Source organism: Vibrio sp. Y51_MX_L26 (genome assembly GCF_024181935.1).
In the GTDB taxonomy this organism is placed as follows: Bacteria; Pseudomonadota; Gammaproteobacteria; order Enterobacterales; family Vibrionaceae; genus Vibrio; species Vibrio diabolicus.
In genome coordinates, this window is record NZ_JAMZAS010000019.1 from 21,263 (window position 1) to 36,610 (window position 15,348).

Sequence of the window (15,348 nt, forward strand, 5' to 3'; positions counted from 1 at the left end):
GCCAACTAAGGTTATTCAGCTTGGCAGCCACGGAGATGGTCGTCGAGTTTCCTATTACAGAAATGTCGAGTGTGCGACGCTTTTAAATCAGAGAGTTATCGAGAAAGGAGCGGAAGGTTTGCACTAAAATACTGCTGCCAACTAGGGTAAATACCACACCACATAAACCATCTATATAAATACCGGCTTGCTGTAATCTTGTTTGCAAGCGCTGCGTTGACAGCATCCATGCAAGGCTAGAAAACCAGAGTAGCGACAAACCAAACAAAATCACCAGAGCAATTCCTTTTCCTGTCACCGACATGCCCACTGGGACAAGGCTCGACATTAAACTTACAAAAAATACTAAGGCTTTGGGGTTGAGAATATTAGTTGCGAACCCCTTGGTAAACGCTTGGCGTTTATTACCGATCACAAGATTACTGTTTTTGCTTGGCTGATCAGAAAGTGGGTTTTTGATCATCGCGATCACGCCGCGCAGTGCACCGACACCCAAATACAACAGATAGCTGCCCCCAAGCAATTGTAAGACGGAGTAGAGCAGAGGATGCTGGTGAACTAAATAGCTCACCCCCGTTAGGCTGAATAAAGAATGCAGCAAAATACCGACTGATAAGCCAAGCGCAATGTATAAGCCAGTTTGACGGCCATGACGGGTGGCATTTTGTACCACAAGCGCAAAATCCGGACCTGGGCTCATTAAGGCAATGAAGTGGATACTGGCAAGCGTTAAAAGGATAGTCGATTCATTCATAACACATCTCAAAACATAGTAGATATGAGCTATTGTCGTGATTCTTATTCGCTAGTGCTTGTAAAAAACTAGCAGTACTGAATACCACAGCGTATGAGATATTAGCGTGCCACTTGTGAAGGCGAGACGCCATAGGTTTGTTTAAACGCTTTACTAAAGTGGGCCTGATCATAAAAGCCCACTTGATAGGCGACGTCCGTACCACACCATCCTGCTTGGAGTAGTTTCATTCCTTGCTCTAATCGCAAGCGAGCAAACCATGCATAAGGCGTCATGCCGGTTTGCGCTTTGAAATGGCGTTGAAACTGCGTGGGGCTCAGTTGGCAGAGCTCTGATAGTGCATCTAAGCGAACCGTTTGGTCGAGATTCGCCATTAAGTAATCTTTTAAGGTATTTAAAGACTGTTTCCCAAGAGGGACCACTTTTTGCCTCGCGAGTGATCCGTAGCGATCAAAAAGTTGATTAAATCCTTCAAAAGGAAGGCAATCTTTGGTGAGTTGGCTGAGGTTATCGCGGCGAAGAAGAGCATGCAAGTTACTAAGTTGTGAAAATATCTGTGGATCGGAGATGATCAATTCATTAAAGCGGATTATTTGACCATTTTGACTAAGATCGGCGAGATCGCTGAGTAGGTGCGGCTCGATCGCAAATACATTCACTTCATAGCCACTTTCGAGCTTAGAGTGCCCGTCGTGCAGTTCATCTGGCGGCATAATTACGATTTGCCCATGACCCACTTGATGGCTACAGCCTTGATATTGGAACTTTTGCGTGCCATGCGTGATCAGACCGAGGTGAAAGTCCAGATGATAGTGCCTTTGAAAGGCAAACTTCTGGTATTTCGCCTCGATCAGGCTCAGCTGATCATGGTCGGTTGCGTAGTATTGAATCTGTTCCATTACATACAAAAAAAGCTTGGTCACATTATGACCAAGCTTATCTGGCAATTTCTAACTTGTCTTGTAAAAAACGATCACTGTGGCTGAACGATTCGGCGTGAGCGACGGTTGTTGCGCAGTCCATCAAAGCTAAACACGACTAGCGCTCCCCAAATAAAGGCAAAGGTAATCGCTTTATCCATGGTAAAGGGTTCGCCATACATCAGTACTGCAAGTAAGAACATCAAGCTTGGGCCAATGTACTGGAAAAAGCCCAATGTTGATAATTTGAGTCTTGTTGCCGCACCCGTAAAACAAAGTAGGGGCAGTGTGGTAATCACCCCTGCTGCAATCAACAAGCTATTTAATGCTAACGGGTTAGTGAGCATATTCGACGTTGGGGTTTCTGCAATAAACAGCAGATACACGGCGGCGACAGGCAGAAGGAGTAATGTTTCGATAAACAATCCTGTTTTTGCATCGACACTGACTTTCTTCCTTAAGAGGCCATAGAAGCCGAAACTCATTGCTAACGCCATCGCAACAACGGGCACGGAGCCGAATACAATCAATTGGACCAGTACACCACAGCCCGCTAATACGACAGCAAACCATTGCAACTTACGAAGTCGCTCTCCCAAAAAGACCATGCCGAGCAAGACATTGATTAATGGGTTGATGTAATAGCCTAAGCTCGCGTCAAGCATGTGATTGGAATTGACCGCCCAGATGAAAATCAGCCAGTTTCCGCCAATTAATACAGAACTTGCGATCAGGTAAGCGATCTTCGTTTTGTCTTTCGCGATGTAGTAAACCGAGCGCCAGTGACGGCCAAAGTGAAGGAGTGCGGCAAGCAAAAAGAAAGACCAAATCACCCGGTGGCTCAGAATCTCCAAAGGGGATACTTGTGCGATGGATTTAAAATACATCGGCGCAATGCCCCACATGGTATAGGCACCAATCGCCAGCAAGATACCTTGCCGAGCGCGTTGTTGTTCGTCTTCTGGTGTCATGAGGTGTCACCTAATTGTGTGTTTATAGAGCAGAAAATCAGTATACGAGTCGTGATGCGAAACACCTAGCAATTTGCGGTTTTATTCACCACGAAACCCCATTACAATGTGCCCTCACTTTGTGTGCCTGGGCATGCAAAAGCATTTCTACGATCACTCAATCTGAGATTATTCATGACCTCAACCTTGCTAGCCGAACAATCAGATACGCCTGTAACGCCTCAACGTGTGTTGGAGGAAGTATTCGGTTACCAGACGTTTCGTGATGGTCAGCAAGAAGTGATTGAAGCCGCTATCGAAGGCAAAGACAGCTTGGTCATCATGCCGACTGGTGGCGGTAAATCTCTCTGTTACCAAATTCCGGCGTTAGTGCGCTCAGGGATTACCTTGGTGATTTCACCGCTGATTTCATTGATGAAAGACCAAGTTGATCAACTGAAAGCCAATGGTGTAGCAGCGGAGTGTGTGAACTCGACCATGAATCGAGAAGAGCTACTGAGTGTGTATAATCGCATGCACTCTGGTCAGCTTAAGCTAGTGTATGTCTCGCCAGAGCGCGTGTTAATGCGTGACTTTATTGAGCGTTTAGAAAACTTACCCTTATCTATGATCGCTGTGGATGAAGCACATTGTATCTCTCAGTGGGGACATGATTTTCGCCCAGAATACGCGGCGTTAGGTCAGTTAAAGCAACACTTTTCACATGTACCTTTTATGGCACTTACTGCCACCGCCGATGATGCGACGCGTCGTGATATTCTAGAACGCTTACGCTTACATGAGCCTCAGGTGTATCTAGGAAGCTTTGATCGTCCCAACATTCGTTACACCTTGGTAGAAAAGCACAAACCGGTTTCTCAAATCATTCGCTATCTAGCCACCCAAAAGGGAAGCTGCGGCATTATTTATTGCGGCAGTCGTAAGAAAGTTGAAATGGTGACCGAGAAGCTATGCAACAACCATATCCGCGCTGCTGGTTATCATGCAGGGATGGATACTGAAGAGCGAGCTTACGTTCAGGAAGCTTTTCAACGTGATGACATTCAAATCGTCGTTGCGACGGTTGCATTCGGCATGGGTATCAATAAGCCAAACGTGCGCTTTGTTGTGCATTTTGATATTCCACGTAACATCGAGTCCTATTATCAGGAAACTGGTCGAGCAGGGCGAGATGGCCTGCCTGCCGAGGCGATGATGTTGTATGACCCAGCCGACATCAGTTGGTTGCGTCGTATGTTGGATGAAAAAGATGATGGACCGCAGAAGCAGGTAGAAAGCCACAAACTCAATGCGATGAGTGCTTTTGCGGAAGCGCAAACCTGTCGTCGTCAGGTACTGCTCAACTATTTTGGAGAGTATCGCGAAAAGCCGTGTGGTAACTGCGATATCTGCCTGGACCCACCAAAACACTTTGATGCGACCGAAGAAGCGCGCAAAGCGTTGTCGTGTGTTTACCGCGTTAACCAAAGTTTTGGTATGACGTATGTGGTTGAGGTGCTGCGTGGGATGCAAAACATTCGTGTGCGCGAACATGGCCACGATAAAATTTCGACTTACGGCATTGGTCGTGATCACAGCCATGATTACTGGGTGAGTATCTTCCGCCAGTTAATTCATAAAGGGCTGCTATTTCAAAACATCACTCGTAACTCGACGTTGCAATTAACCGAAGAAGCACGTCCATTACTACGTGGTGATGTGTCTTTAGAACTTGCAGTTCCACGTTTAGATACCGCTGCACGTGCCGCGAAGTCGGATAAACTGACCAGCAAAAACTACGATAAGAAGTTGTTTGCCAAACTACGTAAGCTACGTAAGTCGATCGCCGATGAAGATGGTTTACCACCATATGTGGTATTCAGTGATGCGACCTTGATTGATATGGCAGAAATGCTGCCAACGTCATACGGCGAAATGTTAGCGGTTAGTGGCGTTGGTCAACGTAAACTAGAAAAATACGCCGATCCATTCTTGGATCTGATCCAAGAACACATTACTCACCACGGATAAGGAATCCATATGCACAAGGAATTTGGTCTCGCTGATTACATTGTTGAAGAAGGGCGTCTTATTATTACCGCTCCAAGCTTCGACCTCGATACTTTTCCGGCACTGGGTGAGCGTTTGGTGGGATTATTATCTGCGTCTGTGGTAGAAAAACAGTGGGATGCGGATATTCACTCTTGGTTGATCGATTTTGAAGGCTGCCGCTTATTTATGAAAGCGGAGCACTACAGCGAAGCGATTTGGTTTGAAGCGCTAACAATAGAAGAGAGTAGGGAAGAGCTCGACTATTTAGCCGGATTGTTCCAACGCGGCTTCTAAATTCAAGTTATCTATTCTTTAAAGGGTGTTTCACATGAAACACCCTTTCTTATTTTTGCATCAAAGCCCTTGGTTTTGACGTGATGTTCGCGAAGAAACGTTTGCGTATAAAACACCGCTTGTGAGTAAAATTGGTTAATGTATAATCGCCCACCGCTTTACTCTGAATGAGTTAAGCTAGTTTAATCGTCATTTTTTACATTGTTGGTAAGAGTGCTTTTCTCTGTAGAAAACGCTCGATTTGGGTTCCCTCGCCCCCAAACCAAACTAAAAAGGTATCGCATGAGTAACTTTACCCCTGCGCAGCAGCGCAACGCCCTTATCTATCTGGTTTTATTCCACCTAGTCATTATTGCATCCAGCAATTACCTAGTTCAGCTACCGTTTACTATCTTTGGCTTACATACCACCTGGGGGGCATTCACCTTCCCATTTATTTTCCTTGCGACGGATTTAACCGTACGTATTTTCGGTGCTCAGTTGGCGCGTAAGATCATTTTCTTAGTAATGTTGCCTGCTTTGGCTGTCTCTTACTTCTTATCGGTGGTGTTCTTCGAGGGGCAGTTCCAAGGTTTTGGTCACTTAGGGGAATTTAACTTATTCGTTGCTCGTATCGCGATTGCTAGCTTCATGGCGTATCTACTTGGTCAGATTATGGATGTGCACGTGTTCAACCGCCTACGCCAAATGAAACAGTGGTGGGTGGCCCCAACGTGTTCAACGCTTTTTGGTAATGCACTGGATACCATCGCCTTCTTCGCGATTGCGTTCTACCAAAGTCCAGATCCATTTATGGCGGAACATTGGACGGAAATCGCGCTGGTGGACTACGGCTTTAAGTTAGTGATTAGTCTTGGTCTGTTTGTGCCTATGTACGGCGTACTACTGAATTACTTAATTAAGAAGCTAACGGCAGTGAACCCTAACTTTAAAGTTACGACGACGGCATAGTTTTCATCAGTTAATAGCAACAAAGCCGCTTTTGATAGCGGCTTTGTTGTTTCTAAAGCAAATGTACAGCGAAATGAGTATTTAGATCATTGGTGTCTCAAAACTCTATGAGTTGTACATAGGATAATAACGGGTATTAAAAAGACTCCAAAAGGAGCCTTTGTCATGGGATAACAACCATTAATCAGAGGTAATCGTTAATGGCCAACCGATATCAGTTTGACGGTTGGATTCGATTTCTAGCTCAGCGGCGGTCAACGGGTTGGCCGCTAGCCACTGTGCATCAATGTTTAATGTTAGGTTGTCACCTTCAGCCGTTAATACGACGTTTGGCTCTAAGTTTTGGTTGCGACGGTGAGTCAACAACACCGCTAAGCGCAACAACCGCAGTACGCGCTTGGCACTTGAGCCTGATAACGCGTGTTGCTCAGGCAGTGAGGTGAGTTGTTCTCGATAACGACGGGCAATCTCACCAATAAAGAACTTCTGCGCGCGAGTGTAGCCAGGTAAATCCAAATTCTGGAGTAGGTAAGCACTGTGCTCACCGCCTTTTTTGAAATCGATCGTTAAGCCGATTTCATGCAGCTTTGCGGCGGTTTCAAGCAATATCTTGCCTTGAGGTTCCGTAATCCACTCATCGCCGCCGGCTTGCTCCAACAGTCTGCTTGCCAGTGTCGCAACTTGTTCACCGTATTGGTGATCGAGCTGATAACGATTTTGTACGCTGGCAATTGTGCGAGCACGGATGTCTTCTTGACGTAGCTCTTCAACCATCTCGTAGACTAAGCCTTCACGTAGTGCGCCGCCCGCGAGTGTCATCGCGTCGATTTCCAGTAATTCAAAAACGGCAATCAAAATAGATAGGCCGCTAGGGAACACTAACGCACGTTCAAGCGTTAAGCCTTCAATGTCGAGCTCTTCTAAATGATCGGCTAACATGGCTTGCTTCTGCAGGCGTTTCAATTTGGAGTGAGTGATTACTTCGTCCATACCTTGCGCTAGCATTATCTCTTGCAATGCCTGAACGGTGCCTGATGCGCCAACGCACACATCCCAACCGATTTCTGTATAGCGCTCTAGAATTGGCTGGATTGTCTGCTTCGCGCCTTCAATTGCTGCGTCAAAGTTACGCGCATTCAACTGGCGATCTTTAAAGAAGTTTTCCAGCCAAGTCACACAACCCATTTTTAAACTGGTCAGTGCTTTGGCTTCGAAACCTTCACCGATGATGAGCTCGGTACTTGCGCCACCGATATCGACAACAAGACGGCGACCGCTGCCTCCAGAAGTGTGTGCGACACCTTTATAGATAGTGGCCGCTTCTTCTTCACCGGAGATAACGTCGATTGGTTGACCAAGAATCTGGTTCGCTTTCTCCAGAAACACATCTACATTCGTGGCGGTACGTAAAGTGGCTGTGCCTACAATACGAATGTTTTGTTTAGGAATATCCTGCAAGCGTTCCGCAAATAGACTTAAGCAGTCCCATCCTCGCTGCATAGCTTCCATACTAAGAGAATTATGTTCATCTAGGCCCGCTGCTAGACGAACCTTGCGCTTAATTTTAGCCATTGTTTGAACGCTGCCATCGATATGACGCACAACGAGCATGTGAAAACTGTTCGACCCGAGGTCGATGGCGGCGTATAGCGGCGATGATCCTGCTTGACTCATAAACGAACTCAGTTTCCTTTTACGATTGTTTTGGTGCCGATTGACGCGGTTGGCGCGGACGACGTCCTTGCGGCTTGCGGTTACCTGAACCTGAACGAGTACCGCCAGTATTCGTACGACGCTGTTGGTTGCGTGGCGCACGCATACGAATTGGCGCTGGCAGATCTTGGATCAGCGCTGACGAATCGTATTCTGAAACTGGGATAGTGTGCTCAATGTATTCTTCGATTGCAGGCAGGTTAATTGCGTACTCTTCACAAGCAAAACTGATCGAGTGGCCGCTTGCCCCAGCACGACCTGTACGGCCAATACGGTGAACGTAATCTTCACAGTCGTCAGGAAGGTCGTAGTTGAAAACGTGCGTCACTTGAGGAATATGCAGACCACGCGCAGCAACGTCAGTTGCAACAAGAATGTCGACATCACCTTTGGTGAATTGCTCAAGAATCTTTTCTCGTTTCTTCTGCGGTACATCACCAGTAAGAAGACCGACACGGTGTCCATCGGCAGCCAAGTGACCCCAAACCGATTCACACTTGTGTTTCGTGTTCGCAAAAATGATGGCGCGATCTGGCCATTCTTCTTCAATCAAAGTTTGAAGGAGGGCCATTTTATCTTCGTTAGAAGGGTAGAAAAGTTCTTCCTGAATACGGTGACCAGTTTTCTGTTCTGGCTCTACCACAACATGCTCAGGGGTGTTCATATGCTCAAATGCCAGTTCTTGAACGCGGTAAGAAAGCGTCGCTGAGAACAGCATGTTCAAACGCTCTTTTGGCTCAGGCATACGACGGAACAAGAAGCGAATGTCTTTAATAAAGCCAAGATCGAACATGCGGTCGGCTTCATCCAGAACAACGGCTTGAATGTTGTTAAGGTTGAATACGCGCTGTTTGTAGAAATCGATGATACGGCCTGTCGTACCAATCAGAATATCGACACCATCTTGCAGCTTATTCAATTGCTTATCGTAGCTTTCACCACCGTAAGCCAAAGCGGTTTTTAGACCAGTGCTCTCAGTTAATGCTTCTGCATCATTGTAAATCTGAATAGCAAGCTCACGTGTTGGCGCCATAATGATTGCGCGTGGCTGCGTAGGTTTACGACCTTCATGCTCTGGTGTCGTCAGAAGGTGGTTGAATGTAGCAGTAAGAAACGCGAGCGTTTTACCAGTACCCGTTTGGGCCTGGCCTGCGATGTCTTGGCCGGTGAGCAGGACCGGCAACGCCAAGGCTTGGATAGGGGTACAAAATTCGAACCCTTTTTTGTCCAATCCTTCAATAACTTGGGGCTTTAAGCCCAAATCGGCGAACTTTTGCTCTGTGATATGCGTCTTTTTCATGGCTATAGAATATCAGCTAAAGCTTGCAATACGAAAGTAAATACATTCCAATAGGGCATCTAATTACTGGTTATCATCCAACCAGTTTCGAAAAACACATTGGAGTGGAAGATGAGTGATAAGATTTTGCAGCTAACTGATGACGGTTTTGAAAACGATGTAATCAACGCTGCAGGCCCGGTTCTAGTGGATTTCTGGGCAGAATGGTGTGGTCCTTGTAAAATGATCGCTCCTATTCTGGACGAAATCGCAGACGAGTACGAAGGCAAACTCACTATCGGTAAACTAAACATCGACCATAACGCAGGTACACCACCTAAGTTTGGTATTCGCGGCATTCCAACGCTACTGCTATTCAAAGACGGCAACGTAGCGGCAACGAAAGTTGGTGCTCTGTCTAAAACTCAACTAAAAGAGTTTTTGGACGCAAACTTATAATCACCAAGTGATTACAGATAAAACCGTGCAAAGTAACAACGCACGGTTTTGTTTTTCTAACTCTGGACTAGAATACTAATTAGTGCTAACTTATCGCGCGTTAATTGAACAAATTTCTCTTCTTGGTCGATCCTGAGACCAAATCCATCTTAACTAGAAAACAGATCTTATTTTGACTAAACAAGAATCCACCACCATGAACCTTACCGAACTGAAGAACAGACCTGTGTCTGACCTTGTAAAACTGGGCGAAAGCTTAGGATTAGAGAACCTAGCTCGCTTAAGAAAACAAGACATCATCTTCGCGATTTTAAAAGCGCACGCTAAAGGCGGCGAAGACATCTTTGGCGATGGGGTTCTGGAAATTCTGCAAGACGGCTTTGGTTTCCTACGCAGTGCAGATAGTTCATACCTTGCGGGTCCGGACGATATCTACGTATCACCAAGTCAGATTCGTCGCTTTAACCTACGTACTGGTGACTCTATCGCTGGTAAAATTCGTCCACCAAAAGACGGTGAACGCTACTTTGCCCTTCTAAAAGTCAATACCGTTAACGACGACAAACCAGACAACGCTCGTAACAAGATCCTATTTGAAAACCTTACCCCTCTACATGCAAATGAACGCATGGTAATGGAGCGTGGTAACGGTTCTACAGAAGACATCACAGCACGTGTTTTAGATTTGGCATCGCCTATCGGTAAAGGTCAACGTGGTCTGATTGTTGCTCCGCCAAAAGCGGGTAAGACAATGCTTCTGCAAAATATTGCTCAAAGCATCGCATACAACCATCCAGAGTGTGAGTTGATGGTACTTCTTATCGACGAACGTCCAGAAGAAGTAACAGAGATGCAGCGTCTAGTTAAAGGTGAAGTAGTCGCGTCGACTTTCGATGAGCCAGCATCTCGTCACGTACAAGTAGCGGAAATGGTAATCGAGAAAGCAAAACGTCTTGTTGAACACAAGAAAGACGTGGTTATCCTGCTTGACTCTATCACTCGTCTCGCTCGTGCTTACAACACCGTAGTACCTTCATCAGGCAAAGTACTGACAGGTGGTGTGGATGCAAACGCACTACACCGTCCTAAGCGTTTCTTCGGTGCGGCACGTAACGTTGAAGAGGGTGGTAGCCTAACGATCATCGCAACGGCACTAGTTGATACTGGTTCTAAGATGGATGAAGTTATCTACGAAGAGTTCAAGGGTACAGGTAACATGGAACTGCACTTGAACCGTAAGATTGCTGAGAAGCGTGTATTCCCTGCGATTGACTTCAACCGTTCGGGTACACGTCGCGAAGAGCTACTGACGAAAACTGATGAACTACAGAAAATGTGGATTCTGCGTAAGATCGTTCACCCAATGGGCGAAATCGACGCAATGGAGTTCCTCATTGATAAGCTAGCGATGACGAAGACCAACGATGAGTTCTTCGATGCGATGCGTCGTCAGTAATAGCTGAGTCCTTATTCTAAAAAAGCCACCGTTAACGGTGGCTTTTTTGTTGCTTTCTCCCGATGGAAGCATCAGAATGAGGACAAATGTTATCGGGAGGTTAACATGCAACAAGGAATGTTGTCGTCATTACTCCTGAGCTTGTCACTTATCACACTACCCGCGACGTTATCTGCCAAGGAAATGCAGGAGTCTGTAGTAGAACAGTGGCTTCAGGATACTCAAATACAGGCTAAAGTCTCTGAACTACTTGATTACGTTGTCAGGGATGAAGTCGACTCGCTTAAATTTGCCCTTGATCGACTAGCTTTACCTCAACAAGAGGTCGTGCGTTTTCGGTTATTGGAAAAGCTTGAGAAGCACGATGTGATTCTCACGCCTAGAATGGCTCTGTTTGTTGAGTCTCAGATCCGTATGACTCCTACTTATCAGGTTCTAGAGCGAGGGGACGGGTATGAGTTTAGTGTGCCTGCCTTTAACTTTCCTGCCATTGCGAGCCGCTTGATTAAGCGTTGGAAGCAAGACCAAAGTACCTTGGACTTTGTACTACAAGCTGAGCGGAAAGAGCTCGACTTAAAGCAATGGCTTACAGGGCAATCTCAACAAGCTCAAGCGCGTGAAGCACTTTTGATTCGAGAGTTGGACAGCTTATCACCGCATGCGCTTGCCGCATTAACCACTCAGTTAACCAAAGCGAATGTGACCAGTTGGCTACCATCGACAGCCGTGATCGTGAGATTAGCGCAAGTCAGTCAAGATGAGGAAGTGTACAACTTACTCTGGCGGATGAGAGCGGATTACAATAGCCAGTCCGAACTCGAGCGTTTAGCTACGGTTGGGGACGTTTTTTCAATTCAGCAATTGATGAACTCCACCGTCAATCCGTCACTCAAACCAGAAGCCATTAGTCTACTCACAAAATCCAACCCTTTATCTCCGCAAGTGAAACAGTTTCTAGTGAGCAAAATGGCACTATCGGAAGAAGCTACCATGGTCGCTCGAGAGCTGGCGCAGCAAGGGCATCAAACCTGGTTGGAAGAGTTAGTCTCTAACAACCATCAAGTGAAGACTCGGCAGATAGAGCAAGTATTAAAGTAATCTGGCTCACATACCCACACAAAATAGGAGGATCTTAGCGTCCTCCTATTTGTTATACTGCGGACAGTTTAATCAGCCAGTCATGAAGGCCTATGAGTTTTAAGGATTTACGCGAATTTATCGACCACCTAGAACAGAAAGGTCGGCTTAAACGCATTGCTCACCCTGTCGATCCCGCTTACGAAATGACAGAAATCAGTGACCGCACCTTGCGTGCTGGTGGACCTGCGCTGTTGTTTGAGAACCCAATTGGCTACGACGTACCTGTTTTGACCAACCTATTTGGTACACCAGAGCGTGTCGCGATTGGTATGGGACGTGAAGATGTTAAAGAATTAAGAGAAGTCGGTAAGCTGCTGGCTTATTTGAAAGAACCTGAGCCACCAAAAGGCTTCAAAGACGCATTGGAAAAATTGCCAGTGTTCAAGCAAGTATTGAACATGCCAGCCAAGCGTCTGCGCAAAGCGGCGTGCCAAGAGGTTGTTTGGCAGGGGGACGAAGTCGATTTGGATAAAGTCCCGGTAATGAGCTGTTGGGCAGAAGATGTTGCACCACTGCTCACGTGGGGCTTAACCGTGACCAAAGGTCCAAACAAGAAACGTCAGAACCTAGGTATTTACCGCCAACAGAAAATCGCCAAGAACAAAATCATCATGCGTTGGTTAGCTCATCGTGGTGGTGCGCTTGACCTACGTGATTGGATGGAAACCAATCCAGGTAAACCTTTTCCGGTTTCGGTTGCGTTTGGCGCAGACCCTGCAACCATTCTTGGCGCAGTAACACCAGTGCCAGATACGCTATCGGAGTACGCGTTTGCAGGTTTGTTGCGTGGCAGCAAAACTGAAGTCGTTAAGTCAGTCAGCAATGATCTGGAAGTGCCAGCAAGCGCGGAAATCGTCATGGAAGGCTATATCGACCCGAACGAGTTTGCTGATGAAGGTCCTTATGGTGATCACACGGGCTACTACAATGAAAAAGAAAAGCATCACGTGTTTACCATTACGCACATTACTATGCGTAAAGACCCAATCTATCACAGTACCTACACAGGTCGTCCGCCAGATGAACCTGCTGTATTGGGGGTGGCATTAAACGAAGTGTTTGTGCCGATTCTGCAAAAGCAGTTCCCAGAAATTGAAGACTTCTATCTACCGCCTGAAGGTTGTTCGTACCGAATGGCAGTCGTCACCATGAAGAAGCAGTACCCAGGTCATGCCAAGCGCGTAATGATGGGGGTGTGGTCTTTCTTACGTCAATTCATGTACACCAAGTTTGTTATTGTGTGCGATGAATCGGTAAACGCGCGAGATTGGAATGATGTCGTTAAAGCCATGTCAGAGCATATGGATCCTGTACGTGATACCTTGATGATAGACAACACGCCAATCGACTCGCTCGACTTTGCTTCGCCAGTGGTTGGGCTTGGCTCTAAGATGGGCTTGGATGCGACCATTAAATGGGATGCTGAACTCGCGACACGAACCAAGGTTACTGAGCGTGACAATAAAGCGATTAACGAAGCGGATCTGGATGCATTAAAACAGCAACGCCCTGAGATTGTTGACGTCTATCTTCCAGTTACAGCAAACAACCAATTTGCTGTCGTGACTATGAAGAAAGACCAAGCTGGTCAATCCCAAGAATTGATGGAATATCTATGGGGCTTCTTTGCTCAGTACACGGATAACAAATTCATCATTTTGTGCGACGATGACGTTAATGCACGAGATTGGAATGACATCATTTGGGCTGTGACAACTCGAATGGACCCAGATAGAGACACCATTCAAGTGCGTGGTAAGACTGAGTGTTCATCCAAATTAGGATTGGATGCGACCAACAAGTTCGAATCTGAAGTCACGCGCGAGTGGGGTACGCCTATCAAAAAAGATCCTAAACTTGTGGCTAAAGTCGATGAGATTTGGGACCAGTTAGGTATTCTATGAGTCATCAAGTCCACCTTCTACCAATGGACGTTACGTTTCCAGTAAAAGAAGGGGAGACGGTGTTGGAAGCTGCGCTCAACAACAATATTCGCTTCCCACACCGTTGCCAAGTTGGCGCTTGCGCCATGTGCATGTGTAAAAAGCTAACGGGCGAGGTGAATTACCACCTCGAACCTATGCTAACCGAAAAAGAGCAACAGCAAGGTTGGATATTCCCTTGCCAAGCCTATACAGAAAGTAATTTAGTGCTTACTTTTGATGAGTAAGCGAGAGGAACACCATGACCATCCAATGTAAAGTAAAGTCTATTCAGCCGTTAGCTTGTAATACTTACCAAATCCTTCTTCACCCAGAATCACCAGTGCCTTTTAAAGCGGGTCAGTACCTAATGGTAGTGATGGGTGAAAAAGACAAACGTCCTTTCTCTATCGCGAGCAGCCCTTGCCGTCATGAAGGTGAACTTGAACTGCATATCGGTGCGGCGGAACACAACGCTTACGCTCAAGAAGTTGTCGAAGCAATGCAAGCGGCGCTTGAAACTGATGGTCAGATTGAAATTGATGCCCCGCATGGTGACGCTTGGGTTCAAGAAGAAAGTGAACGTCCACTATTATTAATTGCTGGTGGTACAGGTTTTAGTTACGTGCGCTCGATTCTGGATCACTGCGTCGCGCAGAATAAAACCAACCCTATCTATCTATATTGGGGTGCGCGCGATAACTGCCAACTTTATGCAAAAGAAGAACTGATCGAGATCGCCGATAAGTTTACTAACGTTCACTTTGTTCCAGTTGTAGAAGAAGCACCTGCTGATTGGCAAGGTAAGGTTGGTAACGTGCTACAAGCGGTGAGTGAAGATTTCGAAAGCTTAGAAAACTACGATATCTATATTGCAGGTCGATTCGAAATGGCTGGCGCAGCACGTGAACAGTTCACTCAGAACAAGAAAGCGAAGAGCGAACGTATGTTCGCAGACGCGTACGCATTCATTTAAATACGGCTTGTGAGGCAGAAAAAGAGGGTTTTTTACCCTCTTTTTTGCTTTTTTGATGAAATAGTCATCGAACAGTCGGTTTTTCCCATTTTTTTCCAAAAAAGGGTTGCGAACGGATCTGAGTTCCCTATAATGCGCATCCACCGACACGGCAGAGGCGATAAGGCTTCAGCAGGGTCGGAGAGGTAAAAAGCTTCTACGAAAAATAAAATTGAAAAAGTGTTTGACACTGCCAATTAAATCGCTAGAATGCACCTCCGCTTTGAGAGGAAAACTTCTCGTAAAGCAAGCTCTTTAACAATATAGACCTATCAATCTGTGTGGGCACTCGTTGATGATAATCCAATTAGATACCTCGGTATCAAATTAGGTTTCAATGAAACGAAGTGACCATTGAATCTTCGGATTCAGCACAGTCAATTCAAACATTACTTTATGTAATGTTCAGTATTCATTGAGCCGAACAAAATCTTAAATTGAAG

General features: G+C 46.1%; 14 protein-coding genes. 9 read left to right on the forward strand and 5 right to left on the reverse strand.

The annotated features are described in order from the left end of the window. Positions 1–82: 82 nt before the first annotated feature. The 3 genes from NL645_RS22355 to rarD form a co-directional block, all read right to left on the reverse strand. A complete protein-coding gene (locus tag NL645_RS22355) occupies positions 83–754 on the reverse strand; it encodes a LysE family translocator (RefSeq protein ID WP_109170373.1) in 672 nt (223 codons plus the stop codon). Between the two features lie 101 nt (positions 755–855). Continuing rightward, a complete protein-coding gene (locus NL645_RS22360) occupies positions 856–1,653 on the reverse strand; it encodes an AraC family transcriptional regulator (RefSeq protein WP_253652446.1) in 798 nt (265 codons plus the stop codon). Between the two features lie 74 nt (positions 1,654–1,727). Next, positions 1,728–2,645, reverse strand: a complete 918-nt coding sequence (gene rarD, locus NL645_RS22365; RefSeq protein ID WP_006743075.1) for an EamA family transporter RarD — start codon at positions 2,643–2,645, stop codon at positions 1,728–1,730. Positions 2,646–2,819: 174 nt separating this feature from the next. Between rarD and recQ the strand changes: the two genes are divergently transcribed. The 3 genes from recQ to NL645_RS22380 all read left to right on the forward strand — a co-directional run bounded on the left by recQ (position 2,820) and on the right by NL645_RS22380 (position 5,921). Next, a complete protein-coding gene (recQ, locus tag NL645_RS22370) occupies positions 2,820–4,655 on the forward strand; it encodes an ATP-dependent DNA helicase RecQ (protein ID WP_005397012.1) in 1,836 nt (611 codons plus the stop codon). A gap of 9 nt (positions 4,656–4,664) precedes the next feature. After that, positions 4,665–4,970 carry a DUF3630 family protein gene (locus tag NL645_RS22375; protein ID WP_005397009.1) on the forward strand — a complete coding sequence of 102 codons (306 nt, stop codon included), beginning with the start codon at positions 4,665–4,667 and terminating at the stop codon, positions 4,968–4,970. A 282-nt stretch (positions 4,971–5,252) separates the two neighbouring features. Then, on the forward strand, positions 5,253–5,921 hold the full coding sequence (locus tag NL645_RS22380; RefSeq protein ID WP_005397008.1) for a 7-cyano-7-deazaguanine/7-aminomethyl-7-deazaguanine transporter: 669 nt from the start codon (positions 5,253–5,255) through the stop codon (positions 5,919–5,921). A gap of 180 nt (positions 5,922–6,101) precedes the next feature. Here the strand turns inward: NL645_RS22380 and gppA are convergent, their stop codons facing one another. Together gppA and rhlB are read right to left on the reverse strand one after the other, a co-directional pair. Further along, entirely contained in the window at positions 6,102–7,595 is a 1,494-nt protein-coding gene (gene gppA / locus NL645_RS22385) for a guanosine-5'-triphosphate,3'-diphosphate diphosphatase (RefSeq protein ID WP_253652443.1), read from the reverse strand. A 19-nt stretch (positions 7,596–7,614) separates the two neighbouring features. Further along, a complete protein-coding gene (gene rhlB / locus NL645_RS22390; RefSeq protein WP_005397003.1) occupies positions 7,615–8,934 on the reverse strand; it encodes an ATP-dependent RNA helicase RhlB in 1,320 nt (439 codons plus the stop codon). Positions 8,935–9,045: 111 nt separating this feature from the next. Between rhlB and trxA the strand changes: the two genes are divergently transcribed. From trxA to fre, 6 genes are all read left to right on the forward strand, one after another. After that, positions 9,046–9,372, forward strand: coding sequence for a thioredoxin TrxA (gene trxA / locus NL645_RS22395; protein ID WP_004745500.1), 327 nt, complete (start codon positions 9,046–9,048; stop codon positions 9,370–9,372). Positions 9,373–9,568: 196 nt separating this feature from the next. Next, the gene (rho, locus tag NL645_RS22400) at positions 9,569–10,828 is read left to right on the forward strand and encodes a transcription termination factor Rho (RefSeq protein WP_005378757.1); all 1,260 of its coding nucleotides are present in this window, start codon (positions 9,569–9,571) and stop codon (positions 10,826–10,828) included. A gap of 105 nt (positions 10,829–10,933) precedes the next feature. Then, positions 10,934–11,926 carry a hypothetical protein gene (locus tag NL645_RS22405; RefSeq protein WP_253652444.1) on the forward strand — a complete coding sequence of 331 codons (993 nt, stop codon included), beginning with the start codon at positions 10,934–10,936 and terminating at the stop codon, positions 11,924–11,926. Between the two features lie 92 nt (positions 11,927–12,018). Beyond that, positions 12,019–13,872: a 4-hydroxy-3-polyprenylbenzoate decarboxylase gene (gene ubiD / locus NL645_RS22410; RefSeq protein WP_253652445.1), complete on the forward strand. Its 1,854-nt coding sequence runs from the start codon at positions 12,019–12,021 to the stop codon at positions 13,870–13,872. Continuing rightward, positions 13,869–14,138, forward strand: a complete 270-nt coding sequence (locus NL645_RS22415; RefSeq protein WP_012841284.1) for a 2Fe-2S iron-sulfur cluster-binding protein — start codon at positions 13,869–13,871, stop codon at positions 14,136–14,138. Before ubiD ends, NL645_RS22415 begins: the two co-directional genes overlap by 4 nt. Before the next feature lie 14 nt (positions 14,139–14,152). Beyond that, positions 14,153–14,866 carry an NAD(P)H-flavin reductase gene (gene fre / locus NL645_RS22420; RefSeq protein WP_074190854.1) on the forward strand — a complete coding sequence of 238 codons (714 nt, stop codon included), beginning with the start codon at positions 14,153–14,155 and terminating at the stop codon, positions 14,864–14,866. The last annotated feature ends 482 nt before the right edge of the window (positions 14,867–15,348 follow it).